The organism is Archangium gephyra (genome assembly GCF_042230915.1).
In the GTDB taxonomy this organism is placed as follows: Bacteria; Myxococcota; Myxococcia; order Myxococcales; family Myxococcaceae; genus Archangium; species Archangium gephyra_B.
The window spans coordinates 4211887-4238206 of sequence record NZ_CP102578.1 but is presented as its reverse complement, the minus strand read 5'-3'; the positions used below and the strand labels follow the sequence as shown (position 1 = coordinate 4238206).

At 71.8% G+C, this 26320-nt stretch carries 22 protein-coding genes; 6 read left to right on the top strand and 16 right to left on the bottom strand.

Going from position 1 to position 26320, the window contains the following annotated elements:
- The first annotated feature begins 15 nt into the window (after positions 1–15).
- The 3 genes from NR798_RS17110 to NR798_RS17100 are packed head-to-tail and all read left to right on the top strand — an operon-like array spanning position 16 to position 1832.
- The gene (locus NR798_RS17110) at positions 16–951 is read left to right on the top strand and encodes a DUF2381 family protein (RefSeq protein WP_375772544.1); all 936 of its coding nucleotides are present in this window, start codon (positions 16–18) and stop codon (positions 949–951) included.
- Between the two features lie 38 nt (positions 952–989).
- On the top strand, positions 990–1199 hold the full coding sequence (locus NR798_RS17105) for a hypothetical protein (RefSeq protein WP_375772543.1): 210 nt from the start codon (positions 990–992) through the stop codon (positions 1197–1199).
- Positions 1200–1202: 3 nt separating this feature from the next.
- Complete coding sequence (locus NR798_RS17100; protein ID WP_375772542.1) at positions 1203–1832, top strand: ankyrin repeat domain-containing protein; 630 nt, start codon at positions 1203–1205, stop codon at positions 1830–1832.
- A 214-nt stretch (positions 1833–2046) separates the two neighbouring features.
- Here the strand turns inward: NR798_RS17100 and NR798_RS17095 are convergent, their stop codons facing one another.
- From NR798_RS17095 to NR798_RS17040, 12 genes are all read right to left on the bottom strand, one after another.
- Positions 2047–2325: a DUF4265 domain-containing protein gene (locus tag NR798_RS17095; protein ID WP_375772541.1), complete on the bottom strand. Its 279-nt coding sequence runs from the start codon at positions 2323–2325 to the stop codon at positions 2047–2049.
- A gap of 41 nt (positions 2326–2366) precedes the next feature.
- Positions 2367–4631 (bottom strand): carbamoyltransferase HypF, encoded by a 2265-nt coding sequence (gene hypF / locus NR798_RS17090; protein ID WP_375772540.1) that lies wholly within the window; start codon positions 4629–4631, stop codon positions 2367–2369.
- Between the two features lie 3 nt (positions 4632–4634).
- Positions 4635–4976: a hydrogenase maturation nickel metallochaperone HypA gene (locus tag NR798_RS17085; protein ID WP_375772539.1), complete on the bottom strand. Its 342-nt coding sequence runs from the start codon at positions 4974–4976 to the stop codon at positions 4635–4637.
- Positions 4969–5448 carry a hydrogenase maturation protease gene (locus tag NR798_RS17080; RefSeq protein WP_375772538.1) on the bottom strand — a complete coding sequence of 160 codons (480 nt, stop codon included), beginning with the start codon at positions 5446–5448 and terminating at the stop codon, positions 4969–4971. The genes NR798_RS17085 and NR798_RS17080 overlap by 8 nt, the downstream gene beginning before the upstream one ends.
- Complete coding sequence (locus NR798_RS17075) at positions 5445–6740, bottom strand: Ni/Fe hydrogenase subunit alpha (protein WP_375772537.1); 1296 nt, start codon at positions 6738–6740, stop codon at positions 5445–5447. The genes NR798_RS17080 and NR798_RS17075 overlap by 4 nt, the downstream gene beginning before the upstream one ends.
- Entirely contained in the window at positions 6730–7506 is a 777-nt protein-coding gene (locus NR798_RS17070; RefSeq protein ID WP_375772536.1) for an oxidoreductase, read from the bottom strand. The genes NR798_RS17075 and NR798_RS17070 overlap by 11 nt, the downstream gene beginning before the upstream one ends.
- A gap of 1 nt (position 7507) precedes the next feature.
- The gene (locus NR798_RS17065; protein ID WP_375772535.1) at positions 7508–8356 is read right to left on the bottom strand and encodes an FAD/NAD(P)-binding protein; all 849 of its coding nucleotides are present in this window, start codon (positions 8354–8356) and stop codon (positions 7508–7510) included.
- On the bottom strand, positions 8353–8814 hold the full coding sequence (locus tag NR798_RS17060; protein ID WP_375772534.1) for a cyclic nucleotide-binding domain-containing protein: 462 nt from the start codon (positions 8812–8814) through the stop codon (positions 8353–8355). Before NR798_RS17060 ends, NR798_RS17065 begins: the two co-directional genes overlap by 4 nt.
- A 13-nt stretch (positions 8815–8827) precedes the next feature.
- Positions 8828–9982: a 4Fe-4S dicluster domain-containing protein gene (locus NR798_RS17055; protein ID WP_375772533.1), complete on the bottom strand. Its 1155-nt coding sequence runs from the start codon at positions 9980–9982 to the stop codon at positions 8828–8830.
- Positions 9983–10105: 123 nt separating this feature from the next.
- A complete protein-coding gene (locus NR798_RS17050; protein ID WP_375772532.1) occupies positions 10106–10810 on the bottom strand; it encodes a hypothetical protein in 705 nt (234 codons plus the stop codon).
- Positions 10811–10838: 28 nt separating this feature from the next.
- Positions 10839–12059: an efflux RND transporter periplasmic adaptor subunit gene (locus tag NR798_RS17045; RefSeq protein ID WP_375772531.1), complete on the bottom strand. Its 1221-nt coding sequence runs from the start codon at positions 12057–12059 to the stop codon at positions 10839–10841.
- Positions 12060–12069: 10 nt separating this feature from the next.
- Positions 12070–14436 carry an ABC transporter permease gene (locus tag NR798_RS17040; protein ID WP_375772530.1) on the bottom strand — a complete coding sequence of 789 codons (2367 nt, stop codon included), beginning with the start codon at positions 14434–14436 and terminating at the stop codon, positions 12070–12072.
- A gap of 165 nt (positions 14437–14601) precedes the next feature.
- On the opposite strand from NR798_RS17040, the gene NR798_RS17035 reads away from it, so the two are divergent.
- Both NR798_RS17035 and NR798_RS17030 read left to right on the top strand, forming a co-directional pair.
- Positions 14602–15387, top strand: a complete 786-nt coding sequence (locus NR798_RS17035) for a TIGR00730 family Rossman fold protein (protein WP_375772529.1) — start codon at positions 14602–14604, stop codon at positions 15385–15387.
- Between the two features lie 115 nt (positions 15388–15502).
- Positions 15503–17110 (top strand): phytoene desaturase family protein, encoded by a 1608-nt coding sequence (locus NR798_RS17030; RefSeq protein WP_375772528.1) that lies wholly within the window; start codon positions 15503–15505, stop codon positions 17108–17110.
- On the opposite strand, the gene NR798_RS17025 is transcribed toward NR798_RS17030, so the two are convergent.
- Positions 17107–19392, bottom strand: a complete 2286-nt coding sequence (locus NR798_RS17025) for a heavy metal translocating P-type ATPase (RefSeq protein ID WP_375772527.1) — start codon at positions 19390–19392, stop codon at positions 17107–17109. The two genes, NR798_RS17030 and NR798_RS17025, sit on opposite strands and share 4 nt — an antisense overlap.
- A gap of 190 nt (positions 19393–19582) precedes the next feature.
- On the opposite strand from NR798_RS17025, the gene NR798_RS17020 reads away from it, so the two are divergent.
- Positions 19583–21028 (top strand): hypothetical protein, encoded by a 1446-nt coding sequence (locus NR798_RS17020; RefSeq protein ID WP_375772526.1) that lies wholly within the window; start codon positions 19583–19585, stop codon positions 21026–21028.
- A gap of 20 nt (positions 21029–21048) precedes the next feature.
- Here NR798_RS17020 and NR798_RS17015 read toward each other — a convergent pair whose 3' ends face one another.
- The 3 genes from NR798_RS17015 to NR798_RS17005 form a co-directional block, all read right to left on the bottom strand.
- The gene (locus tag NR798_RS17015) at positions 21049–22464 is read right to left on the bottom strand and encodes a wax ester/triacylglycerol synthase family O-acyltransferase (RefSeq protein ID WP_375772525.1); all 1416 of its coding nucleotides are present in this window, start codon (positions 22462–22464) and stop codon (positions 21049–21051) included.
- Positions 22461–24830 carry a phosphoenolpyruvate synthase gene (ppsA, locus tag NR798_RS17010; protein WP_375772524.1) on the bottom strand — a complete coding sequence of 790 codons (2370 nt, stop codon included), beginning with the start codon at positions 24828–24830 and terminating at the stop codon, positions 22461–22463. The genes NR798_RS17015 and ppsA overlap by 4 nt, the downstream gene beginning before the upstream one ends.
- A gap of 76 nt (positions 24831–24906) precedes the next feature.
- Positions 24907–26265, bottom strand: coding sequence for a hypothetical protein (locus tag NR798_RS17005; protein WP_375772523.1), 1359 nt, complete (start codon positions 26263–26265; stop codon positions 24907–24909).
- Between the last annotated feature and the right edge of the window lie 55 nt (positions 26266–26320).

The following is a 26320-nucleotide window of genomic DNA, read 5'->3' as shown; positions in this document are numbered from 1 at the left end:
CCTCCCCAGGCAGCCATGCTCCTCCCCTCCGCCGCCCTCGTGCTGCTCTCCTCGTCGCCGGATACCGCGCTCCGCCGTTCCTACCCGGACGCCTGTGAGGAGCCCGCGCGGTCCATCGAGTTGCCGGCGGAGTCCTCCCGGGAGCCGCTCGAGGTGTGCATCAGCGCGGAGCTCTCCACCACCTTCGTCTTCGACTCCGGGATCGCCCGGGTGGAGCTGGAGGACGCCGAGCGGTTCCGTCGGGTGGACGAGGACGAGGAGACCCTCGTGCTCGTGCCCAGGAGGAAATCCCGGAGCGGGAAGCCCTTGAGGTTGACGGTGTACTTCGAGGGGGACGCCGCCCCCGCGAGCGCCACCTTCGCGCTGGTGGTCCACCCGGCCCGGCTCGCGCGGGAGGTGGATGTCTTCCGCTTCGGACGTCCGGAGGAGCCCTGGGAGCGAGAGCTCCGGGAGGCACGCGAGGAGAACGAAAGGCTCGCGCGGGAGTTGCAGCGGCTTCAGGCGAAGGACCAGGGCCAGGGTCCCGTCACCCAGCTGTTCGCCAGGGGCCGGATGGAGATGGGCACCCAGGGGGTCGTGTTCAGCGATCTCTCGAAGTCCATCACCCTGTCTCCGGTGAACGCACTCAAGGTGGAGGCGGTCTATGCCTACCGCTACACCACGGACGTGCCGGAGGGCGACGAGCCCGTGTTCCGGGTGGCCGTGGCACTGAGGTTGAGGAACCCGGGGGCGCAACCCTGGACGGCGGCGAAGGCCACGCTGGCGCGTGACGGTGAAGAGGTGACGCAGCCAGGCGTGTGGCAGCCGCAACCCCTTGCGCCCCTGGATCGCGGCTTCGTCGTGGCGGAGACGGAGCTGCCGGAGCGGGAAGCCCGCGGGAAGCTCACGCTCGGCCTCTGGGATGGACAGGGAACCCTGGGCGTCGAGATTGGAAACGTGAGCTTCCCCTGACGCCGGATGACGCACTCGTTGACGTCAACGAGTGATGTATGAGCCGACTCGACGAGCTTCAAGAGGAGAAGGATCTGCTCAACCAGTCAGTCCCACCCCGCGAACCGAAGTCGCCCGGAGCATGGAACGACAGGAAGATGGCCAAGGTGCCGTGCTCCAGCATCCGGCAGCGTCTTGAAGCTCAGAAAAAGCTCCCGGAGAAGCGGTGGCAGATTCAGAAACCTGGTCATCCGATGGCGGAGCTATGAGCCATGTCGAAAGAACTCTTCGCGGCGATCGAACAGCACGATGCGTCCCGGGTCAAGGCGCTGCTGGCCGGTGGTGCCGATCCGAACGAGCCGCAGGCACAGTGGCCGGGTTTGCGTCCGCTGCATGTGGCCATCAACGAACTCGCAGAGAGAGGCGGGCTCGACGTGCTCATGGCGCTCCTCGAGCACGGCGCGGACGTCAACGCATGGAACGCCGAGCGGGACGTGACCCCCTTGTTGGTGGCGGTCTTCGAAGGCCAGCAGGCGGCAGTCGAAGCGCTCCTGAAGGCGGGGGCTGATCCCAACGTGCGTAGCAGCGAAGGGGACACGCCGCTGCGGGCGTGCGCGGGCGTGGGCGATCTGGGCATCGCCGCTCTCCTCCTGGGCGCGGGGGCCACCAGGACGATCAACGAATGGGGCGGGCAGGCCGGATACACTGCGCTCGGGCTTGCGGCATCGCGGCTGGACATCCCGATGATGAGGCTGCTTCTCGACGCGGGCGCCGATCCAGAGACCCCGGACGAGGACGACCGGCCCGCCCGCGACCGTCTGCCGCCGCGCGGTGCATCGGATTCCCAAATATGGGACACCGCGTTCGAACTGCTCCGGGGAGCGCAGGGCCGCAACCCGTAGAACGTGGGGCGCGCACCTCCAGCTCACGGAGGCGCCGCGCGAGCTGAACCACCGGAACGCATCAACGATAAACGCCGCTGCGACAGAGCCTTCGAGAATGGCGGTTCCAGGCTTGGACTCGAGCAGCTTCCGCATGACTCGCGATGGCCGCGAGCTTCCCCTGACGCCGGAGGTGGCCGCGGGGAGCTATTGAGCTGGATGCTGCCGCTTCTGCTCACTCACGAGCCCCAGGTGAAGATTCGTTGGGCAGACAGGCCTCTTCGTAATCCCAGCGCTCTTCGGCTTCGCCCTCGACCAGCAACCGCTTCACCTCCCTCCAGCGGATGGAGGGAGGTACATCCAGGGCAATGAGTCCGGGAATCTGACTTCGCTCGCTCAGACATCCCAGCCCGGCGAAACGTTCGATGACAACGGGCACCTCGGTTTCCTCGATGGACCTTCGCTTGGAGTTGAACGGGCATAGAACAAAGCGCCAGGCGAGCGCCTTGAACACGATGCTCTGCGGATCACTGATTCGTCGTGGCAGAAATAGAGCTACGAGCACCAGCGAGCCGCGACCGCGACCTGTCCCAGCGACAGCCCTCCATCATTCGGGGGGTACTGCCGGGGAGAGAAGACCTCGAAGCCCCGCGCGCGCAGCCGCGTTTGGACATCCCGCAGCAGCCGCAGGTTCTGGAAGCACCCGCCCGAGAGCACCACGCGCGGCAGGCCCACGCGCACCGCGATGGACTCGGCGAGCACGGCCAGCGCGGTGTGGAACCGGGCGGCCATGAGCGGCGGTGGGACGCCTCGCTCCCGGTCGGACAGCAGCGCCCGGACGAGCGGCTCCCAGTCCGCCACCGCGGGCACTCCCTCCCTCAACGGCAGTGGATAGGGCTCCGCCTCCCCGTCCCCCGCGGCGTACTCGAGCGCCATGGCCGCCTGTCCCTCGAAGCCCGCCCGCGCGCGGAGGCCCGAGAGCGCGGCGACGGCGTCGAACAGCCGGCCCATGCTGGTGGTCCTCGGTGACTGCAGGCCCCGCTCGAGCATCGTCACGAGGACCCTCGCCTCCTGCGCCGCGAAGGTCTCGCGCAGGTGCGCGGCGGCCCCGGCCCCTTCCACCTCGTGCAGCAAACCGAGCGCGGCCCGCCTTGGCTCGCGCAAGGCCCGCTCGCCGCCGGGCAGCGAGAAGGGGCGCAGGTGCGCCACGCGGCGGAAACCCGCCCCCTCGACGACGAGGGCCTCGCCGCCCCACAACGTGCCATCCGTCCCGAGCCCGGCGCCGTCCCAGGCGAGGCCGAGCACCGGCCCCGACAGCCCATGCTCGGCCATGCAGGCCGCGACGTGGGCGTGGTGGTGCTGCACGCGCACGAGCGGCACACCCCACTCGCCCGAGAGGCGCTCGGCGAGCCGCGTGGAGGCGTAGTCCGGATGGAGGTCGCACGCGAGCGCCACCGGCCGCGCCTCCAACAGCCGCAGCAGGTCCTCCGCGGTCCGCTCCAGGAGCCGCGCACCCTCGAGGGAGCCGAGGTCCCCGAGGTGCTGGCTCACCACCACCTGCTCGCCGACGCAGACGGCCACCGTGCTCTTCAACTGCCCGCCGAGCCCGAGCAGGCACGGCGCTCCCGGAAGTGCCAGGGGAAGGGGCGCGTACCCCCGGGCGCGCCGCAGCACCTGGAGCCCCTCGGGCGTCATGCGCGCCACCGAGTCATCCACCGGGCGGACGATGGGCCGGTCATGCACCAGGAAGCGGTCGGCCACCTCGTGCAGCCGCGCCAGCGCCTCCTCCGTGTCGATGCAGAGGGGCTCGTCGGAGAGGTTGCCACTGGTGCACACCAGGGGACGGCCCACCGCGTCGAGCAACAACGCGTGCAGCGGCGTGTAGGGCAGCAAGGCACCGAGCCATGGGTTTCCAGGGGCCACCGCCTCCGCGACGGACACCTCCGCCCCTCCTGGCGCACGCCCGCGCAGCAGGAGGATGGGCGCCGACGCGGAGGTGAGCACCGCGGCCTCCTCCGGAGACACCTCGCAGACCGAGCGCAGCGCCTGGAGCGAGGGGAACATCACTGCGAAGGGCTTCTCCGGGCGGCACTTGTGCTGGCGCAGGCGTGTCACGGCCTCCGGGCTCGTGGCATCCACCAGGAGGTGGAAGCCTCCCAACCCCCGCAGGGCGAGCACCCCGCCCTCGCGCACCGTCTCCACCGCGCCCCGCAGCGCCGCCTCGTCCTCTCCGAGCCGCGAGCCATCCGGCGCGAGCAGCGACACGCGCGGCCCGCACGCCGGGCACGCGATGGGCTGGGCATGGAAGCGCCGGTCCCGCACGTCGCGGTACTCGGCCTCGCAGTCCGCGCAGAGCGTGAAGCCCTTCATGGACGTGCGCGGCCGGTCATAGGGAAGCGACTCGAGGAGCGTCCAGCGAGGCCCGCAGCGCGTGCAGTTGGTGAACGGGTAGCGGAAGCGCCGCTCCCCGGCCGAGGCCACCTCCGCCAGACACTCCGGGCAGGTGGCCAGGTCCGCGGGCACGCTCGGCCGCGGCGGTGCCTCCGGGTCGCTGGCGAGGATGTGGAAGGCGCGCTCGTCCCGGGGGGGCACCTCGGAGACCTCCACCCGGTTGAGGCGGGCCGCGGGTGGAGCCTCGCGCGAGAGGGCCCTCACGAAGGCCTCCACCGCGGGCTCCGGCCCTTCCACCTCGATGCGGACGCCATCCGTGCGGTTGCGCACCCAGCCGGCCAGTCCCCGGGCCGTGGCGGCGGCATGGACGAAGGGCCGGAAGCCCACCCCCTGCACCACCCCGTGCACGGTGATGGCCCGCCTCACCATCTCCTACTCCACCTCGATGGAGGTGATGGCGAGCCCCGTCTGTCCGAGCTGCTCCCCCTCGGTGCTCCCGCACCCCGGGCACAGCAGCAGGTGGTGCTCGGGGGCGTAGGTGCGGCCGCAGGCCCGGCAGCGCGCCTCCACGTGGATGAGGTTCAGCAGGAGCCGGGCCCCTTCCGCGCTCGTGCCCTGGGCATGCGCGGTGAAATGGAAGGACAGGCTGTCGGCGGACAGCGCCTCGGTCTCCGCCACCCAGCCGCGCACCACGCGGACGCGAGAGGCCCCATCGGAGGCGGCGCGCTGGAGGACGGTCTCGAGCATCTGCCGGGCAAGCGTGGACTCATGCATGGTCAAGCTCCTCGTCGGAAGAGACGGCACGAAGGATCTGCTCGGCGGCGCGCGGGACGGCGGCCGCCACCTCGGGAGACAGCCCCTGACGGAAGCGCTCCGGCCGCGAGATGCTCACCCCGACGACGCGGATGGACGGCGACACCGCCGAGGGCGACAACAGCCGCGCCAGCGCCACCGCCTGCGCCACCCCGAGCCCGTGTGTCGACATCGTGGAGAGGCCCCGCTGCTCCAGCTCGTCGGGCTCCAGCATGAGCACCTCGCCCGCCGGAGCCGCCAGCACCGCGTCCACCAGCACCACCGGGGCCGCCGTCTCCAGCAGCGGCAGGAGCGCGCTCGGCTCCGGGGCCACCAGCAGCTCCAGGCGCCCGGAGGCACCGAGCGAGCGCAGGTGCGCGATGACGGCGAGCCCCACCTGGTCATCTCCGGCCGCCGCCTGGCCGAGGCCGATGACACGTACCCGTCCGCTCATGTCCGCTCCACCTTCAGGGTGAGGAAGTGCGTCGCGCAGGAGATGCACGGATCGTGGTTGCGGATGGCCTGCTCGGCCAGCCGGGTGGCCTCCGCATGGGCCCGCGAGGCCAGTTGGGGCGCTAGCTCGCGCAGGTCGTCCTCGATGGAGCGCTGGTTCTGCGAGGTGGGCGGGACGATGCGGGCGTCCAGGATGGCGCCGTCCGCGTCGAGCGTGTAGCGGTGGTAGAGCAGCCCGCGCGGGGCCTCGGTGGCGCCGTAGCCCGTGCCCGCCCGGGGCGGCGTGTCCACGTGGGGCACGGTGGGCTCCACGTACTCCTCGATGAGGCGGATGGCATCGGTGAAGGCCTGGAGCATCTCCACCAGCCGCACGAGCAGCGCGCGGAAGGGGTTGCGGCACGGCACGGACAGCCCCGCACGGCGGGCGGCCTCCTGCACCGAGGGGAGCAGCCTGTCGAAGTTGAGGTTGAAGCGGGCCAGCGGGCCGCACAGGTAGGCACCCCGCCCCACGCGCCGCGCGTGCAGCGCATGCGTGTACGGCACCTGCTCCTCCACGAAGTGCGCGTCCCACTCGCGCACGTCGATGTCCAACCCCTCCGAGGACACCACCCGCCCGCCGACGATCGGGTACTCGCTCGGGTGGCGCAGCGAGACGAACTCGTAGGCGCGCTCGAGCGCCGGGAAGGGGAAGCGGGCCATCCACTCCAGCGACTCGGCGGTGGCGTCGCGCCCCCAGCGCAGCTCGGGGAGGAGCGGCTCCAGCTCGGCCCGGGTGGGGGCCTTGTAGAAGCCGCCCACGCGCACGTTGATGGGGTGGATGGACCGGCCGCCCATGAGGGCCACGAGCGTGTTGCCCGCCTTCTTGATACGCAGGCCCCGCTGCACCCACTCGCCATGCTGCTTCGCCATGGAGAGCGCGTCCGGGTAGCCGAGGAAGTCCGGCGCGTGCAGCAGGAAGACATGCAGCCCGTGGCTTTCAATCCACTCGCCGCAATAGAGGAGGCGGCGCAGCGCGCGGAGCGGCCCATCCACCGTCACGCCCAGCGCGTCCTCCACGGCGAGACAGGCGCTCATCAGGTACGCCACCGGGCAGATGCCGCAGATGCGCGAGGTGATGTCGGGCGCCTCCAGGTACGAGCGCCCGCGCAGCAGGGCCTCGAAGAAGCGCGGCGGCTCGAAGATGGCCAGGCGCACGTCCGTGGCCTTGTCACCCTCCAGGCGCACCGTGAGCGAGGCCTCGCCCTCCACGCGCGTGAGGTAGTTCACGTCGATGGTGCGCGTCTTATTCTTCATGGCGCTCGCTCTCGTCGCGGAAGGCGGGGGCATTGGCGTTGAAGTTGCGGAAGGAGCGGACGAGCTCCGTCTCCGAGCGCCCGGCGGCGTGGAAGGCCCCCGCCAGCGAGGGCGTGTTGGGTGCCTCCATGGGCCCGAAGCAGCCGTAGCAGCCGCGGTGGTACGTGGGGCAGAGCGCGCCGCAGCCCGCGTGTGTCACCGGCCCCAGGCAGGGCGTGCCCGTCACCATCACGCACACGTTGCCGCGCAGCTTGCACTCCACGCACACGCTGTGGGCCGGGATGTTGGGCCGCCGCCCGTTGAGGAAGGCGCTGAGCACCTCCAGCAGCTGCCGCTTGTCGATGGGGCAGCCCCGCAGCTCGAAGTCAACCGGCACGTGGTCCGCGATGGCGGTGGAGGTGGCCAGCGTCTCGATGTACTCGGGCTTCGCGTAGACGGTGGAGAGGAACTCGCGCACGTCCCGGAAGTTGCGCAGCGCCTGGATGCCGCCCGCCGTGGCGCACGCCCCGATGCTCACCATGTACCGCGACACGCGCCGCACCTCGCGGATGCGCTCGGCGTCCGCGGGGGTGGTGATGGAGCCATCCACGAGCGACAAATCGTAGGGCCCCTTCAGCGCCGTGGTGGTGGCCTCGGCGAAATACGCGATGCGCACGGCGTCCGCCAGCGCGAGCAGCTCGTCCTCCAGGTCCAACACGGTGAGCTGGCACCCGTCGCACGAGGCGAACTTCCAGACGGCGAGCGAGGGCTTCTTCCGGCGAGCCATCTCACACCTCGCGCAGGTTGATGAAGGGGCGGAGCCGGTCGTAGGGGAGCACCGGCCCGTCCTTGCACACGAAGAACGGGACGAGCTGGCAGTGGCCGCAGAAGCCCACCGCGCACTTCATGTTGCGCTCCAGGGAGAGGTGGATGCGCGAGTCGGGCACGCCCAGGCGCTCCAGCTCGCGCACGGTGAAGCGCATCATCACCTCGGGCCCGCACATCAGGGCCATGGTGCGCGAGGGCTCCACCTCCACGTCCCGCAGCAGCGCGGGCACCACGCCCACGTGTCCCTTCCACTCGGGGCCCGCCTGGTCCACGGTGATGAGCACCTTCAACCGGGAGTCCTCCTGCCAGCGGGCCAGCTCGCGGCGGTACAGCAGGCCCTCCGGCGAGCGGGCTCCCACCAGCAGCGACACCCGGCCGTACGCCGCGCGGTGGCGCAGCAGGTGGAGGATGGCGGAGCGCAGCGGGGCCAGTCCGAGCCCTCCAGCCACCACCACCACGTCCAGGCCGCGCGCCTCCTCCAGGGGCCACGGCCGGCCATACGGGCCTCGCACGCCCATCCGCCCGCCCCGGCCCACCCGGCGGAGGGCCTCGGTGACGGTGCCCACGGTGCGCACGGTATGGATGAGCTCGCCCGGGCGCCCCGGGTCTCCGCTGATGGAGATGGGCACCTCCCCCACCCCGAAGGCATACAGCATGTTGAACTGGCCCGGCTGGAAGGGAAAACCACCGGAGCGCTCCGACACGTCCAGCGACACCGTGAAGGTGTCGGCCGTCTCGCGGCGGAGGCTCCGCACGCGCAGGGGCTCGGGCAGCATCGGTCCGGCGGTGGGGAGGGCGCCGGTGCTCATGTGCCCGCCTTGTAGAGATCCAACCGCTGCATGCGGACGCGCTCCAGCCGCTCGTAGAGCTGGCGCAGCAGGCGCATGGCCAGGGCCGGCTCCAGCACGGGGTGCTCGGAGCTGGGGCCGCGCAGGCACGCGGCATCCAGCGCGAAGGCCTCCACGGGCTCCACGGCCCGCGCGTCCAGGTGCCAGCGGTATGGAGGAAAGAGCCAGGAGAGGCCGAGGATGTCGCCCGCCTTCAGCGTCTCCAGCTGGCGCGGCCCCTGGCCCGGAACGGTCAGCTCCAGCGACACCCGGCCGGAGCGCAGCAGGAAGAGCGTGCGGGCCTCGTCCCCCTCGCGCAGCAGCAGGGCGCCCGCGGGGAAGGACACCTCGCGCACGTCACAGGCGATGGCCTTCACCTGCTCGGGGGCGAGCCCGCGCAGGAAGGGGTGCTCCTCGATGGGGGGCAGGGATGGCGCCATGAGTCGTCTCCTCTCACGCGCCGGGCCGGGCGCCATCGGTGGCGCGGATGGCGGCCACCTCCTCGGTGATGTCGATGCCCACCGGGCACCAGGTGATGCAGCGCCCGCAGCCGATGCACCCCGAGGTGCCGAACTGATCCCACCAGCTCGCGACCTTGTGCGTGAGCCACTGCCGGTAGCGGGAGCGGGTGGCGTGCCGGACGCTGCCGCCGTGCAGGTACGAGTGGTCCAGGGTGAAACACGAGTCCCAGCGCCGCGAGCGCTCGGCCACGCCTCCGAGCAGGTCCGTCGTGTCCTCCACCGTGGAGCAGAAGCAGGTGGGGCACACCAGGGTGCAGTTGGTGCACCCCAGGCAGCGCGCGGCCACCTCGTCCCAGCGCGGGTGCTCCTGGTTGCGGTAGAGCAGCCCCTTGATGTCCGTGGTGTCCATGGCGCGGCCCATGCTCTGGGCGGTGCGCTCCACCACCGCGTCCGCGGCCCGCGCGTCTGGCTCCTGGGCGGGAATGGCTCCCACGCGCGCCAGCAACGCCGTGCCCCGCTCGCTGCCCGGCTCCGCGAGGAAACGGTGTCCGCCCTCGTCCAGCAGCTCGGTGAGGGCCACGTCGAAGCCGAAGGTGGCGCGAGGGCCGGTCCGCATCGAGACGCAGAAGCACGTGCCTCCCGCCTGCCCGCAGTTCACCGCCACCACGAAGAGCCGCTCGCGGCGCGCCGCGTAGTCGGGATCCTTGAAGGGGCTCTCCAGGAAGGTGCGGTCCTGGACGGCGATGGCGTGCAGATCACACGAGCGTGCCCCGATGAGCGCCAGCCGGGGCGGCTCGGTGGACTCCGGCTCCACCTCGAAACCCTCCTCCGTCCGGTGCGCGCGGAAGAGCCGCAGCTTCGGCGGAAAGAGCACCTGCTTCCAGGACCTGGGGCCCACCGCGTAGCCGAAGAGCGCCCCATCCTCGCGCCGGGCCAGCCGGTAGGTGCCCGCCTCCTGTACCTCCGTCATGCCCCGCGGCAGATCCCCCACGCCCCGGATCTCCGCGTGGTCGATGGCACCGTCCCGCACGGTGGGGCCCATCAACCGCCAGCCATCGCCCCGCAGCGCCGCCAGCAGGGCCTCCAAGCCCTCCACGGACAGGAGGAAGCGCTCCTTCACGGCTTCGGGTGGAGCAACCTCGGGCATACGGCCTCCTGGAACAGAGGACTCGGGTACGCGGCTCGCCAGCCTAGGCACCGGCCCCGAGCGCCCGCGAGCGAGGGCAGGACGGCCCGTCAGCCCGCGAACGCTCGCGGCCGCGTGCATCGCTCATCGGACGTCCGCCTCGTCCGCCCGGGCAGGGTGAGGGACCCGGCCAAGCTGGAAGAGCCTCCGGGCAATCAGGATCAGCCATAGACACATCGGCACCAGGGAGAGCAGCGAAAGGATGATCCCGAGCCTTCCCGCGGAGGCGGGCACCAGGCTCAGCACGCCGAACACGAGTCCGACGTAGGCCGCCGCCCTGCCGAACACCTGGCTCCGCAGCATGGCGGTCGCGGTGAGCAGGATGGCGATGGCGCCGAGGACATAGCTCACGTTGAACGCGCTCCCCTGCCAGGTCGCGACCATCGCCTGGCCCGCCGCCAGGGCCACCTCCCGCTGCGCTTCCGTGGTCGCGGCGGCGTATTGCCTGCTCAGGGAGAGCATCTCGAACGCCGTATTCGAGCCGAAGTACGTCGTCACCGCCATGAGATCCAGCGCCACGGCGGTGGTCATCAGGGAGGGGCTCGCGCCGCGGAGCGCGGCGTAGAGGGCCAGGTACATGAGGGCCAGGAGGACGTTGTCGACGATCAACAGGAGGTCCATGTCGACGAGCCCGATGAAGGCGTGGGTCTGGAAGAGCGTGAACCAGTCGAGGACAGTGCCCGGCGGCGGCTGGATCACGTAGACGGCGATCTGGAACGGGACGAGCACGAGCACGGCGACAGCCGCCGCCGCACCCACCCTGTAGAGGGGCTTCCACGTGGCATCCATGTGCATCTTCCTCCTCCGCTCCCGAGGCCTACTCGAATCGCCGCGGGGTATAGGCCACGCCTTCCTTCACGCTCTCGCCGGGGTGGACGATCACCTGCGCTCCGGGCTCGAGCCCCTCGAGGATCTGCGCCCGCAGCCCGCTGCGCTGCCCCACCTTCACCTGCCGCAGCCGCACCCGCCCCTCGTCCGCGACGAACACGGCCCAGCCCTCTCCCCGGCGGAACAGCGCGTTCTCCGGCACGCTGACGACGTCCTCGCCCTCCCACAGCGTCATCCGCGACTGCACCCGGAAGCCGTCGCCCAACGAGGCCCGCCGCTCCAGCGGCTCCTCCAGTGAGATGACGACGTTGACCCGCTGCTCCTCCACCCCCAGCGCGGACGTCTCCGTGAAGGCCGAGGGCTCCACACGCAGCACCTTTCCTTCCAAGGGGTAATCCCCTCCCCACTGCAGGATGCGCACCCGCGCCCCGGGCTCCAGGCGGACCGCGTCCTCCGTCAGCACGTCCGTCACCACCTCGAGCTGCCTCGGGTCCCCCACCTCCAACAGGGGCGTCCCGGCCGCCACCGTGCCCTCGCTCTGCTGCATCACCTTCAACACCCACCCGTCCACCGGCGAGCGGATCTCCAGCGACTCGTCGCCCCCCGCTCCCGCGCCGCCCACGCCCTGCCCCTCCGCCCGCATGCGCGAGAGGGCCGCGCGCGCCCCCACCAACTCCTCATCTGCGACGCGCACCCCCGCCCGGGCCGAGGCCAGCGCCTGCTCGCGCGTGCGCACCTCCGTCTCCGACTCCTCCAGCGTGCGCGCGGGGACGACGCCCGCCTTCGCCAACATCCGGTACCGCTTCAGCTCCGAGCGCGCGAAGTTCAGCGCCTCGTTCGCCCGCGCCAGCTCGGCCCGCGCCTGCCGGCTCTGCGCCCGCGCCGCCCCCACCCGCGCCTCCGCCTGCACACGGCTGCGCGGATCCAACAACTGCGGCTCCAGCGCCGTCAGCCGCGCCACCGTCCGCCCCGCCTTCACCTCGTCCCCGGGCTCCAGGGTGATGCGCTCCAGGTGCCCACCCAGCGGCGCCGAGAGGACATACCGGTCCTTCACCCGCGTCCTCCCGGGCTCGGTGACGGTCACCTCGAAGGGGCCCCGCTCCACCGGCGCCAGCTCCACCTCCACCGGCTTGGGCAAGAAGGCCCGGACGAGGCTCCCCACCAGCACGAGGGCCAGCAGCACCAGGAGTCCTCTCTTCACCCACTTCATGGCGCGCCCCCTACTCCCGCGTCTTCAACACGGCGATGAGATCCAGATGATCCAACCGCCGCCGCACCAGCAGCGCGCTCAGCAGGCCCGCGCAGAGCACCACCAGCACGGCGAAGGCGGAGGAGGCCGGGGTGATGAGGCCAGGCAGGCGGATCACCTCGTTGTCCACCAGCGAGGAGGACAGCGCCCGCGCGAACCACCGCCCCAGAAGGAGCCCCACCGGCAGCGCCAGCAACAGGCTCACCGCCAGCTCGCCCAGCAGCACCCAGGAGATCTCCCTCCGGGTGAAGCCGAGCACCCGCAGCGTGGCCAGGTCCCTGGCCCTCACCGCGAGCGTCACCCGGGCGTTGTTGTAGACGATGCCCACCGCGATGATCGCCGAGAAGATGGAGAGCGCCAGGGTGAAGACGAGGTAGACCGTGGCGGTGCCCTCCTCGAACTGCTGCCGCGCCAGTTCCGTGCGCGTGACGCCCAGCACGCCGGGCAACTGCTTGAGGCGTGCGTGGAGCGCGTCGAGCTGGGAGCGGTCCACCGACAGGGTGGCGGCGGAGATGGCGGGCTCCTCGCCCAGCAGCCGCGCCATCGCGTCCAGCTTCATATAGGCCGAGAGGCCGAACCAATCCTCCACCAGCCCGTCCACGCGCACCTCGAGCACCTGCCGGTCGCCCTCGAGCACGTGAAGCCACACGCTGTCTCCCGCCTTTACCCCCAGGCGCCGGGCCAGCTCGGCGCTGAGGACCAGCCCGTTCCCCTCCAGGTGCACCTGGCGCAGCTCCGAGTCCAGCACCCGCCGGTGCTCCCCTCCGGCGGGCAGCCCGGACACCGACACCTCGCGGCTGAACGGGCCGGCCTCCATCCGCACCGGCAGCTCGCGCAAGGGCTCGCCGTGCAGCACCCCCGGCAGTTGCTCCAGCTCGCGCACGGCCCGCGCCGGCACCGGGTCGCGGAAGACGACCAGCAGATCCTCCCTCAGGACGAGCTCGTACTGCACCGCCATCACGTAGCGGACGGAGTCCTCGAAGTAGCGGCTGACGGTGGGAATGGCCACGGCCAGCGCGATGCCCAGCACGGACATCATCAGCCGCAGCGGACGGCGCTCCAGGTCGCGCAGCACCATGCGCCCGCTCTGCGAGAGCCGCCGGTGCACGCCCATCCTCTCCAGCACGGTGGGGTGGTAGCGGGGCGGCGCCTCGGGCCGCATGGCCTCCGCGGGCGGCAGCCGCACCGCCCGGCCCACCGAGAACAGCGCCCCCAGCGCCGCCGCCAGGGCATTCACCCCCACCGCGCCCGCCACCGTCCCCCACCCCAGCCGGTAGACGAAGACGGGGAAGTGGAACACGTCCATGTACAGGCCCGTGTAGAGCCGTCCCAGCCACGTCCCCAGCGCCACCCCCACCACGGCCCCCAGGCCCACCACCACCAGCACCAGCTTCAGGTAGTGAAGCCCCACCTTCAGGTTCGAGTACCCCACCGCCTTGAGCGCGGCGATCTGCTCGCGCTGGATGCCCACCAGCCTCGAGAGCACCACGTTGACGAGGAAGGCCGCCACGGCCATGAAGATGAGCGGCATCACCCTCGCCTCGACCTCCAAGCCCGCCAGCTCGCTCTCCACGATGCGGTGGGACATCTGCTTGTCGCGCCCGTACGCCCCCAGGCCCCCGTAGGGCGCGAGCACCGCGTCCACCGCGTCCTCCACGGCCTCGGCACGCACCCCAGGCGCCAGCCGGAAGACCACGTCGTTGAAGGCGCCCTCCATCTGGAAGGCCGGCGCCATCACCTCGCGATCCATCCAGAAGATGCCGAAGCGCCGTTTGTCGTCGCTGAGCCCTCCGGGCACCACGGCGTAGATGTACTCGGGGGACAGCGCCACCCCCACCACGCGCAGCTCCGCCCGCCGGCCCCCGAGCACCGCGGCCACCGTGTCTCCCGGCTCCAGCCCGTGCGCGTCGGCGAAGGACTGGCTCACCATCACCTCGTCGGCCTGTCCCGGCGCCACCAGGCGGCCGCGCAGCACCGCCAACCGGTTGAGCCGCGGCCCCTCCCCTCCTTGGATGGAGACGATCCGCCCCAGCACCGGCTCGGCCATGTCCGGCATGTCCAGCAGCACGTCCTCCACCAGCCGGGCCTCCGCCTCGGCCACGCCCGGCAGCAGCTCCAGCTCCGCCAACACCCGCTCCGGCGCGCGCTCCAGGCGGACGAACAGGTCCGCGAAGCGCGAGCCCTCGTAGTACGAGAGCTGCGAGGCCTTCATGGACTGGTACGTGCTCTGCGCCGTCACGTAGATGGCGATGCCCGCGGCCACCACCAGGGCCACGGTGAGCACCTGCCCCTTCAGCAGTCCCAGGTCCCTCAGCAACTTGCGGTCGAGTGTCTTCACCTCACCACTCCAGCTCCGCGGGCCTCCGTGGTCATGATGGACGAAGATGTTCACTGAAGAGCCCTCGTGCTCCTGCTCCCGGGGGAGGGAGACACGGTCAGTGGCGCACACCTCGTCTGCTCCCGGAGCCCGCCGGGGAGGCAACCCGGGCTACACTCGCCCGCCGTGCCAGCGGACGACGCCCAGAAACCAGAGCCCACAGCGACACCCGACACGCAGTGGGGCAAGGGAGCGCGGACTCACGAGGAGCGCAGGTTCCTGGAAGGAGCGCGGCCGCGGGGCTCGGAGCTGGCCCGGGCGCTGCGCATCTTCACCGAGTGCATCAAGGGCTTCCGCACGCTGCACTTCGTGGGCCCGTGCGTGACGGTGTTCGGCTCGGCGCGCTTCGGCCCGGACCATCGCGCCTACGAGCTGGCGCGGCGCATGGGGGCGGAGATCGCCCGGCTGGGCTTCACGGTGATGACGGGTGGCGGGCCCGGCATCATGGAGGCCGCCAACCGGGGCGCGCGCGAGGCCGGTGGCCGCTCGGTGGGGTGCAACATCCAGCTGCCCCACGAGCAGAAGCCCAACGCCTACCTCGATACCTTCGTCGAGTTCCGCTACTTCTTCGTCCGCAAGCTGATGCTGGTGAAGTACTCGTACGCGTTCGTCGCCTTCCCGGGCGGCTTTGGGACGATGGATGAGATCTTCGAGACGGCGGTGCTCATCCAGACGGGGAAGATCCGCGGCTTCCCACTGGTGTTGATGGGCCGGGACTACTGGGAGCCGCTGGTGGGCTTCCTGCGCGGGACGCTGCTGGCGGAGGGGGCCATCGACGCGGCGGACGTGGAGCGGCTGCTCCTCACGGACTCGGTGGAGGAGGCAGCCGAGCACATCCGCGCGTGCGTGGAGGTAAGGCCGGAGCTGCAGCGCCCCAGGCCCACGCGCAGCAAGTTGCTCCGCGAGCGCTGAAGGGGAACCGGGCCCGGCACCACCTTCATGCCAGGGGGCGAGGGCCCCTTGCCACGCTCCTCCTCTTTCCGCGTCCACCCGCCGCCCCCAGTCTTGGAGGAGTGGGAGGCGGACCATGGAGGCGACACGCAAGGCCGTGGTGATTGGCACGGGCGCTGGAGGGCTCGCGGCCGCGGGCTTCCTGGCGCGCTCCGGCTTCGACGTCACGGCCGTGGAGCAGGCGCCCCACCTCGGGGGCAGCCTCGCGCCTTTCGAGCGCCAGGGCTTCACCTTCGACGTCGGCATCCACTACGTCGGCCAGTGCCGGCCGGGACAGCTCATGTCCGAGCAGCTCGCGGCCCTGGGGCTCGACAGCTCGGCCCTCTTCAGTGAGCTCGAGCCCGACGGCTTCGACATCTACCGCTTCCCGGACTTCGAGGTGCGCAACTGCCGGGGGCTCGACCGCTTCCGGGACCGGCTCCAGGCGCTCTTCCCCGAGGAGGCGGCGGGGCTGGCCGAGGTCTTCGAGACGCTGACGCGCGTGCGGGAGTTGATGGCGCTCGGCGTGCGGCCCCATGGCGGGAAGCTCCATGCCTCGGACCTGGCCGCCCTGCGGGCCGTGCCCATGCTGTGGCGCTGGCGCCGCGGGACATGGGGGGACTTCCTCCGGCACCACCTGAAGGACGAGCGAGCGCGAGCGGCGCTGTCCGCCATGTGCGGTGACTGGGGCCTGCCCCCGGGCCGGTCAGCCGCGCTGGTGGCGCTCGCCATCATCGCGGACTATTCCGATGGGGCGTTCTTCCCCAAGGGGGGCGGCGGCGCCCTGCTCCAGGCCCTGGTGGACGCGGCCCAGGGGCACGGCGTCACGTTCCGCACCCACGTGGCGGCCCAGCGCATCCTCGTCTCGCGAGGCTGCGTCACCGGCGTGGAGCTGGAGGACGGTGAAGCGCTCGGGGCGGACGTCGTCGTGTCCGACGTGGACCCCACCGTGACGCTGGGCCACCTCGTCGGGCCCGAGCACCTGCCCGCGAGGCTGCGCGCGCACGTGGCCCGCACCGAGCCCTCGCTGGGAATGGCCGTCGTCTACCTGGGCCTGCGCCGCGACCTGCGCCAGCATGGCATGAGCGCCGCGAACCTCTGGAGCTACCCGTCCACGGATCTCGATGGCCAGTTCGAGCCACTCGGCCGGGGCGAGCTGCCGCCACAGCTGTCCCTCTTCCTCTCGTCCAACTCGCTCAAGGACACGACGGGCTCCCTGGCCCCTCCGGGGTGCTCGACGCTGGAGGTGGTGACGTTCGTCCCCGAGGCGATGTTCGAGCGGTGGGCCCACCTGCCAGCGGGCGCACGGGGGGAGGACTACCACGCGCTCAAGGAGCAGCTGGCGGACCGGATGCTGGGCGAGGTGGAGGCGCGCTTCCCGGGCCTCGTCGGAGACATCGCCGTGCGCGAGGTGGCCACGCCCCTCACCTGGCTCGACTCGCTGCGCGCGCCGCATGGAGGGGTCTACGGGCCCGCGATGACGCCGCGGCAGTCCGGCTTCTACCGCTTCCGCACGCGCACGCCGGTGCAAGGCCTCTTCCTGGCCGGCCAGGGCGTCCTGTCGATGGGAATCTCTCCGGTGCTGCTGTCCGGGAGGCTCGCCGCGCGGGCCGCCGAGCACTACACCGAGCAGCGCGGCAGGCTCCGTCACCACCTGGGCGAGGGCCGGACGTGGCACTCCGAGGCGAAGGCCCCTCCCTTCTAGGAGACGGCCTCGAAGAGCTCCTCCTCCTGGGCGAAGTGGAGCTGGAGGATGGCGCCCAGGCCATAGAGGAGCCGGCGCAACTCCCGCTGCTCGGCGGGATCCGGCCCCTCCTCGGAGAGATCCGACACCCGCCGCTGGAGGAGCCGCCCGAGGTGGGCGATCTCCCGGTGGGTGTGGCTCATGCTGCCCAGCGGATCCTCTCCCCCGAGCAGCCGGGCGAGGGTGGGATAGAGCTCGGTCTCGTCGCTGCGCTCGTGAGGGAGCAGCCGCGCATCCAACACCCCTTCCAGCGCCAGCAGCTCGGACTTCTGCTGCCGCGGCTCCAGCCCATCCAGCCGGTCCGCCAGGGATTGGATGCGCTCGAGCACGGGGCGCAACTCCTGGTGCTCGGCCTTCAGCCTGGACACCGACTCCGCCGGGAGCGCGTGGCGCACCGGGAGCAGTCCCCCACCGCCCAGCGCCCGCAGGGCGTTGAGGATGGCCGCCACGTCGATGCCCTCCTGCAGGAGCGCGCCCGCCACCGGCCCCAGCATGCCAGCGGCCGCGAAACCCATGGCCACCAGGGACAGGCCCATCCCCATCAGCACGCTCTGCAAGGCGATGGCGCGCGCGCGGCGCGCCACGAGCAGCGCCTCCACGAGCCGATCCATCCGGTCCACCAGCACCACCACGTCCGCGGCCTCGGAGGACGCCCCGGAGCCGCGCGCGCCCATGGCCACCCCCACGTCGGCCGCCGCCAGCGCGGGCGCGTCGTTGATGCCATCCCCCACCATGAGGGTGACGCCCGCCCGGCGCTCGGTGCGCACCGCCTGCACCTTCTCCTGGGGACTGCGCTCGGCGAGCACCGCGTCCACCTCCAGCGCCGAGGCGATGATCTCCGCCACGTCCGCCCGGTCCCCGCTCACCATGACGAGCCGGCTCACCCCGGCCTTGCGCAACAGGCGCAGCGCCCGGGGCGCCTCGGGACGGATCTCATCCGCGAGCAGTAGCGCCCCGGCCATCTCTCCGTCCACGGAGACGAAGACGCCCGAGCACCCCTCGTAGCCCATGCGCCGCAGCACCGCGCGCGCCCACGGCGTGGGAGGCCCCGGGCCCCCGACCCAGGCGTACGAGCCGAGCTTGAGGCGGTGGCCGTCCACCTCCCCGCTCATCCCGGCGCCCGGGCGTTCCTCGGACTCGCCAGGCAGTAACAGGGACAGGCCCCGCTCGCGCGCGGCGGAGACGATGGAGCCGGCCATGACGTGCTGGGAAACCTGCTCCAGCGAGGCGCTCAGCCGCAGCAGCTCCTCCGGCTCCGAGTCTCCCGTGGTCTCGATGGCCGTCAGCCGGGCCTGCCCCGTGGTGAGGGTGCCAGTCTTGTCGAAGAGCAGGATGCGCGCGCGGGCGAGTGTCTCCAGGGCCGCCCCGTCCTTGATGAGCACGCCGCGCCGGGCGGCCCGGGAGATGCCGGAGACGATGGCCACCGGGGCGGCGAGGAGGAGGGGACAGGGCGTGGCCACCACCAGCACGGCGAGCGCGCGCACCGGATCTCCCGACAGCACCCAGGCCAGGGCGGACAGGGCGAGGGTGAAGGGGACGAAGAAGAGCGCGTAGCGATCGGCCAGGCGGACGAAGGGGGCTTTGGACGCCTGGGCGGACTGGACCAGCCGCACCACCCCCGCGTAGGTGCTCTCGGCCGCGGGGGCGAGGACGCGCAGCTCGAAAGGCGGGCCGGCGTTGACGGGGCCACTGCGCACCCGCGCTCCCTGCTTGTGCGCCACGGGGAGCGCCTCGCCCGTGAGGGCCGACTCGTCCAGCACCGCCTCGGCGGAGAGCACGAGCCCATCCACCGGAATCACCTCGCCCCCCTTGATGAGCAGGCGCTCGCCGGGCCGCAGGGAGTCCACCGGCACCTGCACGAGCCCGCCATCCTCGTAGCGGGTGGCCACCTGGGGCACCCGGCCGATCAGCGCCGACAACTCACGCCGCGCACGGGCGCGGGCATGCTCCTCCAGGGCACTGCCCGTGGAGAACATGAGGGCGATGATGATGCCCGCGAGATACTCGCCGAGCGCCAGGGCACCCACCATGGACAGCAGGGCGACGATGTCCACGCCGGTGCGGCCCCGGCGCAGGGCGTCGATGATGGACACCGCCACCACGAGCAGCACGGGGACGGTGCCCACCGCCCAGGCGAGCTCCGCCACCCGGGAGTGACCGAGCAACCACGCCAGGCTCCCCACCAGCAGCCCTCCCGCCGACACCCCCAGCGGCCCCGCGCTCCTGCTCCAGGAACTCCCCATGTCCACAACGTAGGTACCCGCGGGGCCCCCATGAGAGCCAGGGGCCTCCCCCACCCGCCAGGCAGGCGCCACCGTCTCCGGGTGGACGCGGTGCCCCTCCCGGAAGACGGAGGCGTCAAGGACTCCCGGCGTGTGCACGGTTGCGCAGTGCCGGAGAGCAAGGTCCCGGCACGGCGGAGGGGGATGCACCATGAGACACGGAAGCTGGCGCGGCGGGGTGCTGCCGCTGCTATGGACGGTGGGACTCGCGGCATGCGGTGGGCTGGCACCCGAGGAGCCCGGGGCACTCGCGCGAACGGAGCAGGCACATGAGCAGGGGCGGCTCACCGGCGACATCCGGTGGGCCCGGCACATCACCGGAGAGCCGGTCATCCTCGGCGAGTTCCCCGAGGAGAAGTCCGGCAAGGTCGTCAAGGATGGCGAGGAGCATGTCCTGGTCCTGTACGGCTTCACCGGCAACATCGACCTGGGCGAGCGAGTCCTGAGGGCACCGGGCGGTCCGGCCAGCACGGCGATCGCGCTCGCGCGCTATGACCAGAAGAAGGGGCGCCTGGAGTGGGTGAAGGTCTTCGGCCCTGGTCCCGGCGTGGATGGTGATGTCTTCGCGCGGCTGATCGCCGTGGACTCCAAGCGCAACATCATCCTCCAGGCCGCGGCCCTGGGGGTGGACTTCGGAGATGGCCCCGTCTGGGAGGGCGAGTACCTGGTGAAGTTCGACCGTCACGGGCGGCTGCTCTGGAGGCGCTCGTTCGAGGCCAACCCCGGCTTCCTCGGCGTGCTCGATCTGCTGACGGACCACCACGACAACATCATCATGGCCGGCACCCTGGTCGGCTCGGTGGACTTCGGAAGCGGGCCCATCACGTCGAAGCCGGACCCGGCCGAGGGCTTCTTCGGTCCGAGCCCCTTCGCCGCGAAGTTCTCCCCCGCGGGCGAGAGCCAGTGGGCCTACGTCCGCCCGGCGGACTTCGGCGAGGGACTGGCCGCCGCCGTGGACAGCCAGGACCACCTCCTGCTGTGCGGGAGCGTGAGCCCCAGCGCCGTGGGCAGTGTTCCCATTGTCCTGCGGCTCTCCCCGGACGGACACCCGCGCTGGGAGCACACGCTGCCCTTCTCGGGCGGCGGCGGGGGTCTGGCACGCGACGTCGCGGCACACGGCAACCGGATCGTCCTGACCGGCACGTTCTCGGGCACCTTCACCTTCGGGGGACGGACCGTCACCGCGGAGGGAGCCCCGAAGGATGATGCCTTCCTCGTGGCCTACACCCGCGAGGGCGAGGAGCGCTGGGCGCGGGGCTTCGGCTTCTCCGGGGAGCGCGTCGCCATGGACGAGAAGGACGGGGTGATCGTCACGGGCACCTACCGGAGCGGGGATGACCTCGGACTGGGGCCGATCCCTGGCAAGGAGCCGTTCAGCAGCAACCTGTTCGTCGCCAAGTACGACCGCATCACCGGCGAGCCCCGCTGGACCCGTGGCTTCCCCGCGGGCCTCGCCGAGCCGGACTCCATCGTGGCGACGAAGGACGGCCGTTCCGTCGTGTTCGGCAGCTTCAGGTCGGGCTCGATGCGCGTTGGGGATGAGGAGTGGCCCCAGAAGAGCCCCAACGATCTCTTCCTGATCGGCCTCGACAGGTAGGACGGGACGAGCGCCGCGCCTCAGGGGGCGGGGAGCAGCGGCCCCTCCCCCACCGGCTCGTGATGGTCCGGGAGGTGGAGATGAGCCCAGCTGCTCTCCATTCCCGCCACCAGGACGTCCAGGTCCGGAAACTGCTCCGCGTCCGCGCACACCGAGAGGTTCAGCTGGCCGGCATAGGAGATGATCGCGAACACCAGGCCGACGGTGGGCGCGAGGCTGTTCGCGATCGTCACCTCGAGGATCCGCGCGCCGAACACGAAGAGGGGTACCGGCGGCCCCACCAGGTCGCTCTCGAAGAAGTTCAGCATGTGCTGCCGGCGGGCCAGGAGGCGGACCAGCCCCGTCTTCGACATCCACCGGATGACGGTCGCGGCGCTCGCCGCGCTCTCCTTCTTCTTCATCGCCCGGGTCGAAGCGGCGATCGCCTCCAGGCACGCTTCGGGCTCGGGCTCGTCCATGGGGAGTGGAACGAGGATGGGGCCGGTCTTGTTGCCCATGTCACCGGCATCCTCCGAGGGCCGCAGGGAGACCGCCACGGAGGCGATGAGGGCCACGCCCTCGACGGGCTCGCCGCGATGCAGCAGCAGCTCCCTCGCGCCCCCCGCGATCAGGGCGAGCAAGAGATCGTTGATCCGCACTCCCCGGGCATGAGCGGCGTCCCTGGCCTCGGCCAGCCCCATGCGCAGCACGGCCAGGCGGCGGCTGCTTCCGACGAGCGCGTTGAGGGAGGTCCTCGGCGCGGCTTGGCTGTCGCGGGCGGCCTGCAGCAGCGCCCGCCCGGTCGAGGCGGCGGAGCGGAAGAGGGCGGACGGATGGGCCCACCGCCTCACGGCCCGCCGCAAGCCCGCCCACTTCGTGGCGAGGTTGTCCACGAGCAGTTGCCAGCGGCCCGGGGGCGGCCGGGGTGACCACGGCACCTCCTCCGGATCGGCGGCATCCGGCTCCAGGTCGAACAGCGCGCCGAAGATGCGCAGCGCGGCATGCCCGTCCGCGATGGCGTGGTGCAGCTTCACCACCACGGCGATCCGTCCGGAGGCCAGTCCCGTCAGGAACCAGAGCTCCCACAAGGGCTTGGAGCGCTCCAGGGGCTTGCTCAGGAGCGTCTCGGTGAGCCGCAGGAGCTCCGCCTCTCCACCCGGCGCGGGAAGCTCTGCGTGGAGGATGTGGCGCCCCATGTCGAAGGCGGCATCGTCCACCCAGAGCGGGGGGCCCCGGAAGAGCCCCGGCCGGTATAGCACCTGGCGAAGCACGGGAACGCGCGGCAACCGGAGCCCCAGCCGGCGCCGGAGCTCCGCCAGCCGCAGTTGCCCGGCGGCATCGAGGAGCGACGGCCCCTCCAGCACCAGCAGCGCCCCGATGTGCGCCGGAGTCCGGGGCTCCTCGACCGTCAGGAGCATCTGGTCCGCGGGGCTCAGCCGGGCATACCGGACGCTCACGGCGAGGCCCCGGACCACCGAGCGCGAGCGGCTTCCAACAGCAGACGGCGCTCGGCGGCGGCCACCACGCGACGCGCCGCGCCCACCGCGCCCGGGTCCACCGAGATGGAGGTGATTCCCGCCCGCACCAGGTGCTCGGCGAACTCGGGCCGGTTCGAGGGAGCCTGGCCGCACAGGGAGCACGTCACCCCCGCCTCCCGGCTGGCGCGGATGATGCGGATGATCGCATCCAGCACCGCCGCGTCCGACTCGTTGAACAGCTCCGCGCACATCTCCGAGTCCCGATCCACCCCGAGCATGAGCTGCGTCAGATCGTTCGAGCCGATGGACACTCCCGTCACGCCCAGCCGCGCGTACTCGGGGATGCGGTACACCACCGAGGGCACCTCCGCCATCACCCACCGCTCCAACCCGCGCTGCCGCCCCAGGGGACTGGCGTCCAGCAATGCCAGACACGCCTCCAGCTCCCAGAGCGTGCGCACGAAGGGAATCATCACGTGCAGGTTGGGCAGCTCCTCCCGCACCCGCGCGAGCGCCTCCAACTCCAGCTGGAACACCTCCGGCTCGCGCAGGTAGCGGTAGCAGCCGCGGAAGCCGATCATCGGGTTGGCCTCGACCGGCTCGTACTCGGCGCCGCCCTCCAGTCCCCGGAACTCGTTGGTGCGGAAGTCCGTCGTCCGGTACACCACCGGCCGCGGATGGAAGGCCCGGGCGATCTCCCGGAGCGGGGCCACCATCCGCTCCACGAACTCGCGCTGCCGCCCCAGGGCGATCAGCTTGCGCGGGTGGATGCCGCCGAACGCATCGGTGAGGAGGAACTCCGCGCGCAGGAGCCCCACCCCATCCACCGGCAGCGCGGCGGCCTCACGCGCCTGCCCCGGCAGGGCCAGGTTGACGTACAGCTTCGTCGCCAGGGGCTCGGGCTCGCCCGCCTCGACGGCCCGGGGCGCCTCCACCGGCCGCACCGCCTCCACCCGGGGCACGGACACCTCCTCCACCCGGCCCTCGAGCACCTCGCCCGTGCTCCCATCCACCGTCACCTCTTCGCCGTCGCGCAGCACCCGCGTGGCGGTGCGGGTGCCCACCACGCAGGGCAGGCGCAGCTCGCGGCTGACGATGGCCGCATGGCTCGTCATGCCCCCGCTGTCGGTGATGATGGCCACCGCCCGGCGCATGGTGGCCACCCAGTCCGGCGACGTCATGGCGGCGACGAGCACCTCGCCCTTCTGCAGCTTCGCGCCTTCCGCGGGGCCGCGCAGCACCCGCACCTTCCCGGTGACACGCCCCGGCGAGGCTCCCAGCCCCGTCACGAGCGCCGGCTTGCGGGGCTCCTTCCCCGGCTCGGGCGTGGCCCGGCCCAGCGTGGTGATGGGACGCGACTGCACCAGGTACAGCCGCCCGCCCTGCTCGGCCCACTCGATGTCCTGGGGCGAGCCATAGTGCGCCTCCACCCGTACGCCCAACCGCGCCAGCGTCAGCACTTCCTCGTCCGCCAGCACCCGCTTGCGGGCCCGCTCCTCGCCCAGCTCCACGCGCCGGTCTCCGCCCTCCGGCGCGCGCTCCAACATGAAGGCCTTGTGCCCCACCCGCACCTCGCGCACCCGGGGGCCCTGCTTGTCCACCGTGTACGTGTCCGGCTCCACCTGGCCGCCCACCACCACCTCGCCCAGCCCCCAGGCGGCCTCGATGATGAGCCGCTGCGTGTCCCCCGTGGCCGGGTCCGCGGTGAACATCACCCCCGAGCGCGCCGAGTCCACCATCTCCTGCACCACCACCGCCAGGGAGGGCAGTTGGGTGAGGCCCTGGCTCTTGCGGTAGGACACCACCCGCTGCCCGTAGGCCGAGGCCCAGCACTCGCGCAGCCGCGCCAGCACCGCCTCGTCACCCACCACGTGGGTATACGACTCGTGCATGCCGGCGAACGAGGTGGCGGACGTGTCCTCGTCCGTCGCCGAGGAGCGCACCGCCACCGCCCGGTTCCCGCCCAACTGGTGGTAGGCCTCGAGCAGGGCCTCGCGCAGCGCGGCGGGCAGCTCCACCTGGAGCACCAGGTCGCGCAGCCCGGCCGAGTGCCCGGCCAGCGACTCGGGGTCATCCACGTCGAGGTTCCGCCACAGCTCGTCCAGCCGCGCGTGGAGGGGCCGCAGGGTCTCCTGGAAGGCCTCCGACGTCACGACGAAGCCCCGGGGAACGGGCAGCCCCGCCTGCGTCATCTCGCCGAGGTTGGCGCCCTTGCCTCCCGCCAGCGGCACGTCCTCCCGCGAAAGCGAGTCGAACCACACCACCCAGGGCCGCGGCTGCTCGCCCGGGTGCTCCCCTCGCGTGTCCTGGACAGGCGCCTGCCCCGTCTCCATCGTCGGTTCCATTTGCCCTCAAGGGTGGGGATGGAGACGAGGCGGAGCGACCTGCCCGATGGGAGGGGGCGGACGAGCGGCCCGCGCGTCACTCCCCGAGCCGCAGGATGAAGAGGTCATCCGAGAGACCATCCGGACCCGGCGTGGGCGTCACCGGGCCCAGGCCGAAATCCACCGGGGCGCGGAAGGCCCCCACGATGGTGCTCTCGCCATTCGAGGCCGCCGCGACATCGAACGCACTGGCCTCGCGCGACGGGAACGTGCGGACCCAGCGGACGTCTCCCTGGATGCGGTCGTACTTCGCGACGAAGAAGTTGCCGCCGAAGGGATCTCCGGACACCGGACCCAGGCCGAGGTCTGCGCGGTCCGGATACTGTCCGGTGACGATGACCCCGTCCCGGGGATCCATCGCCAGGGAGGTGAACTCACCACCGATGGCCCGGGCCCAGCGCTCCTCGCCGTCCCGGGTATAGGCCACGAGGAACACGCCCAGCAGGGACGCGGAGGGGAGGAGCTCGCGGCCCCGGAAGGTGAACGGGTCGGAGAAGTTCCCCGTCGCCACCACCCGGTTGCCATGCACCGCCACGTCGAAGACCTCGCCCACGGTGTCCAGCACGTGCATCCAGAGCTGCCGGCCGTCCGGGGACACCTTCTCGATGAAGGGCCGGCCATGGCGATCACCCCCGCTGGTGTACACCTGGTCTCGGCTGTCCACGGTGACGCCGAGGTGGGAGAACCGGAAGTCCGAGGGACCGCCTCGCACCCACTCCAGTCCACCGTCCGGGTTGAACCGCACCAGGACGCCCATGCTGTCGGCGCCCGTGGAGAGCGGTCCCGAGCCGAAGTCCACGGGGTTTTCGGTGACGACATCCCCGGCCAGCAGGATGTGGCCGCCGCTGTCGGTGGCCAGCGCGTTCGGCGGGAAGCGGTTGAAGCGCCGGGACCAGAGGTGCCGGCCCTCCCGGTCCAGCTTCACGAGGAAGGCACCCGAGAGCGGACCGCCTCCGAAGTCGACGGGCTCCGCATCCGCGATGCCGGCGAGGATGATGTTCCGGTCCCGGTCCACGGTGACCGCGCGCACGAGCGCATCCCCGGGGAAGGTCCTGGCCCAGATGCGCTGACCGTCCGGCCGGAGCTTCGCCAACAGGACGGAGTTGGGCCCGTCGCCCTCGAGCGCCAGGGGCCCGCCCTCGAGCCGTTCATCGAAGAGGCCCGCGACGATGATGTTCCCGTCGCGATCGTGCGCCACCGTCTCGGCGCGATCAAACCCGGTGCCGCGGGGGTGGAGGACCCAGCGCGTCTCGCCCCCCACCCGTGAGTCATGCGCCTGTTCCCGCGCCTGGGGCTCCACGCCCGCCTCATCGTCTCGCACGTCGTCCGTGACGCCGCACCCCGCCAGCCCCGCCAGGGCAAGCACGAGCCAGGCCCATCGCAGCCGTGTCTTCATGAGTCTCCCCCTCCCGGCCGAAGCCGCCCCCTCGCGGGCGGCGCGCCTTCGTTCC

Excerpts from the sequence above, each read along its gene's own strand:
- NR798_RS17075 (WP_375772537.1), bottom strand. The coding sequence starts at position 6,740 with ATGAAGAATAAGACGCGCACCATCGACGTGAACTACCTCACGCGCGTG.
- NR798_RS17065 (WP_375772535.1), bottom strand. The coding sequence starts at position 8,356 with ATGAGCACCGGCGCCCTCCCCACCGCCGGACCGATGCTGCCCGAGCCC.
- NR798_RS17055 (WP_375772533.1), bottom strand. The coding sequence starts at position 9,982 with ATGCCCGAGGTTGCTCCACCCGAAGCCGTGAAGGAGCGCTTCCTCCTG.
- NR798_RS17110 (WP_375772544.1), top strand. The coding sequence starts at position 16 with ATGCTCCTCCCCTCCGCCGCCCTCGTGCTGCTCTCCTCGTCGCCGGAT.
- hypF (WP_375772540.1), bottom strand. The coding sequence starts at position 4,631 with ATGGTGAGGCGGGCCATCACCGTGCACGGGGTGGTGCAGGGGGTGGGC.
- NR798_RS17105 (WP_375772543.1), top strand. The coding sequence starts at position 990 with ATGAGCCGACTCGACGAGCTTCAAGAGGAGAAGGATCTGCTCAACCAG.
- NR798_RS17045 (WP_375772531.1), bottom strand. The coding sequence starts at position 12,059 with ATGAAGTGGGTGAAGAGAGGACTCCTGGTGCTGCTGGCCCTCGTGCTG.
- NR798_RS17025 (WP_375772527.1), bottom strand. The coding sequence starts at position 19,392 with ATGGGGAGTTCCTGGAGCAGGAGCGCGGGGCCGCTGGGGGTGTCGGCG.
- NR798_RS17100 (WP_375772542.1), top strand. The coding sequence starts at position 1,203 with ATGTCGAAAGAACTCTTCGCGGCGATCGAACAGCACGATGCGTCCCGG.
- ppsA (WP_375772524.1), bottom strand. The coding sequence starts at position 24,830 with ATGGAACCGACGATGGAGACGGGGCAGGCGCCTGTCCAGGACACGCGA.
- NR798_RS17020 (WP_375772526.1), top strand. The coding sequence starts at position 19,583 with ATGAGACACGGAAGCTGGCGCGGCGGGGTGCTGCCGCTGCTATGGACG.
- NR798_RS17085 (WP_375772539.1), bottom strand. The coding sequence starts at position 4,976 with ATGCATGAGTCCACGCTTGCCCGGCAGATGCTCGAGACCGTCCTCCAG.
- NR798_RS17080 (WP_375772538.1), bottom strand. The coding sequence starts at position 5,448 with ATGAGCGGACGGGTACGTGTCATCGGCCTCGGCCAGGCGGCGGCCGGA.
- NR798_RS17060 (WP_375772534.1), bottom strand. The coding sequence starts at position 8,814 with ATGGCGCCATCCCTGCCCCCCATCGAGGAGCACCCCTTCCTGCGCGGG.
- NR798_RS17005 (WP_375772523.1), bottom strand. The coding sequence starts at position 26,265 with ATGAAGACACGGCTGCGATGGGCCTGGCTCGTGCTTGCCCTGGCGGGG.
- NR798_RS17030 (WP_375772528.1), top strand. The coding sequence starts at position 15,503 with ATGGAGGCGACACGCAAGGCCGTGGTGATTGGCACGGGCGCTGGAGGG.
- NR798_RS17050 (WP_375772532.1), bottom strand. The coding sequence starts at position 10,810 with ATGGATGCCACGTGGAAGCCCCTCTACAGGGTGGGTGCGGCGGCGGCT.
- NR798_RS17070 (WP_375772536.1), bottom strand. The coding sequence starts at position 7,506 with ATGGCTCGCCGGAAGAAGCCCTCGCTCGCCGTCTGGAAGTTCGCCTCG.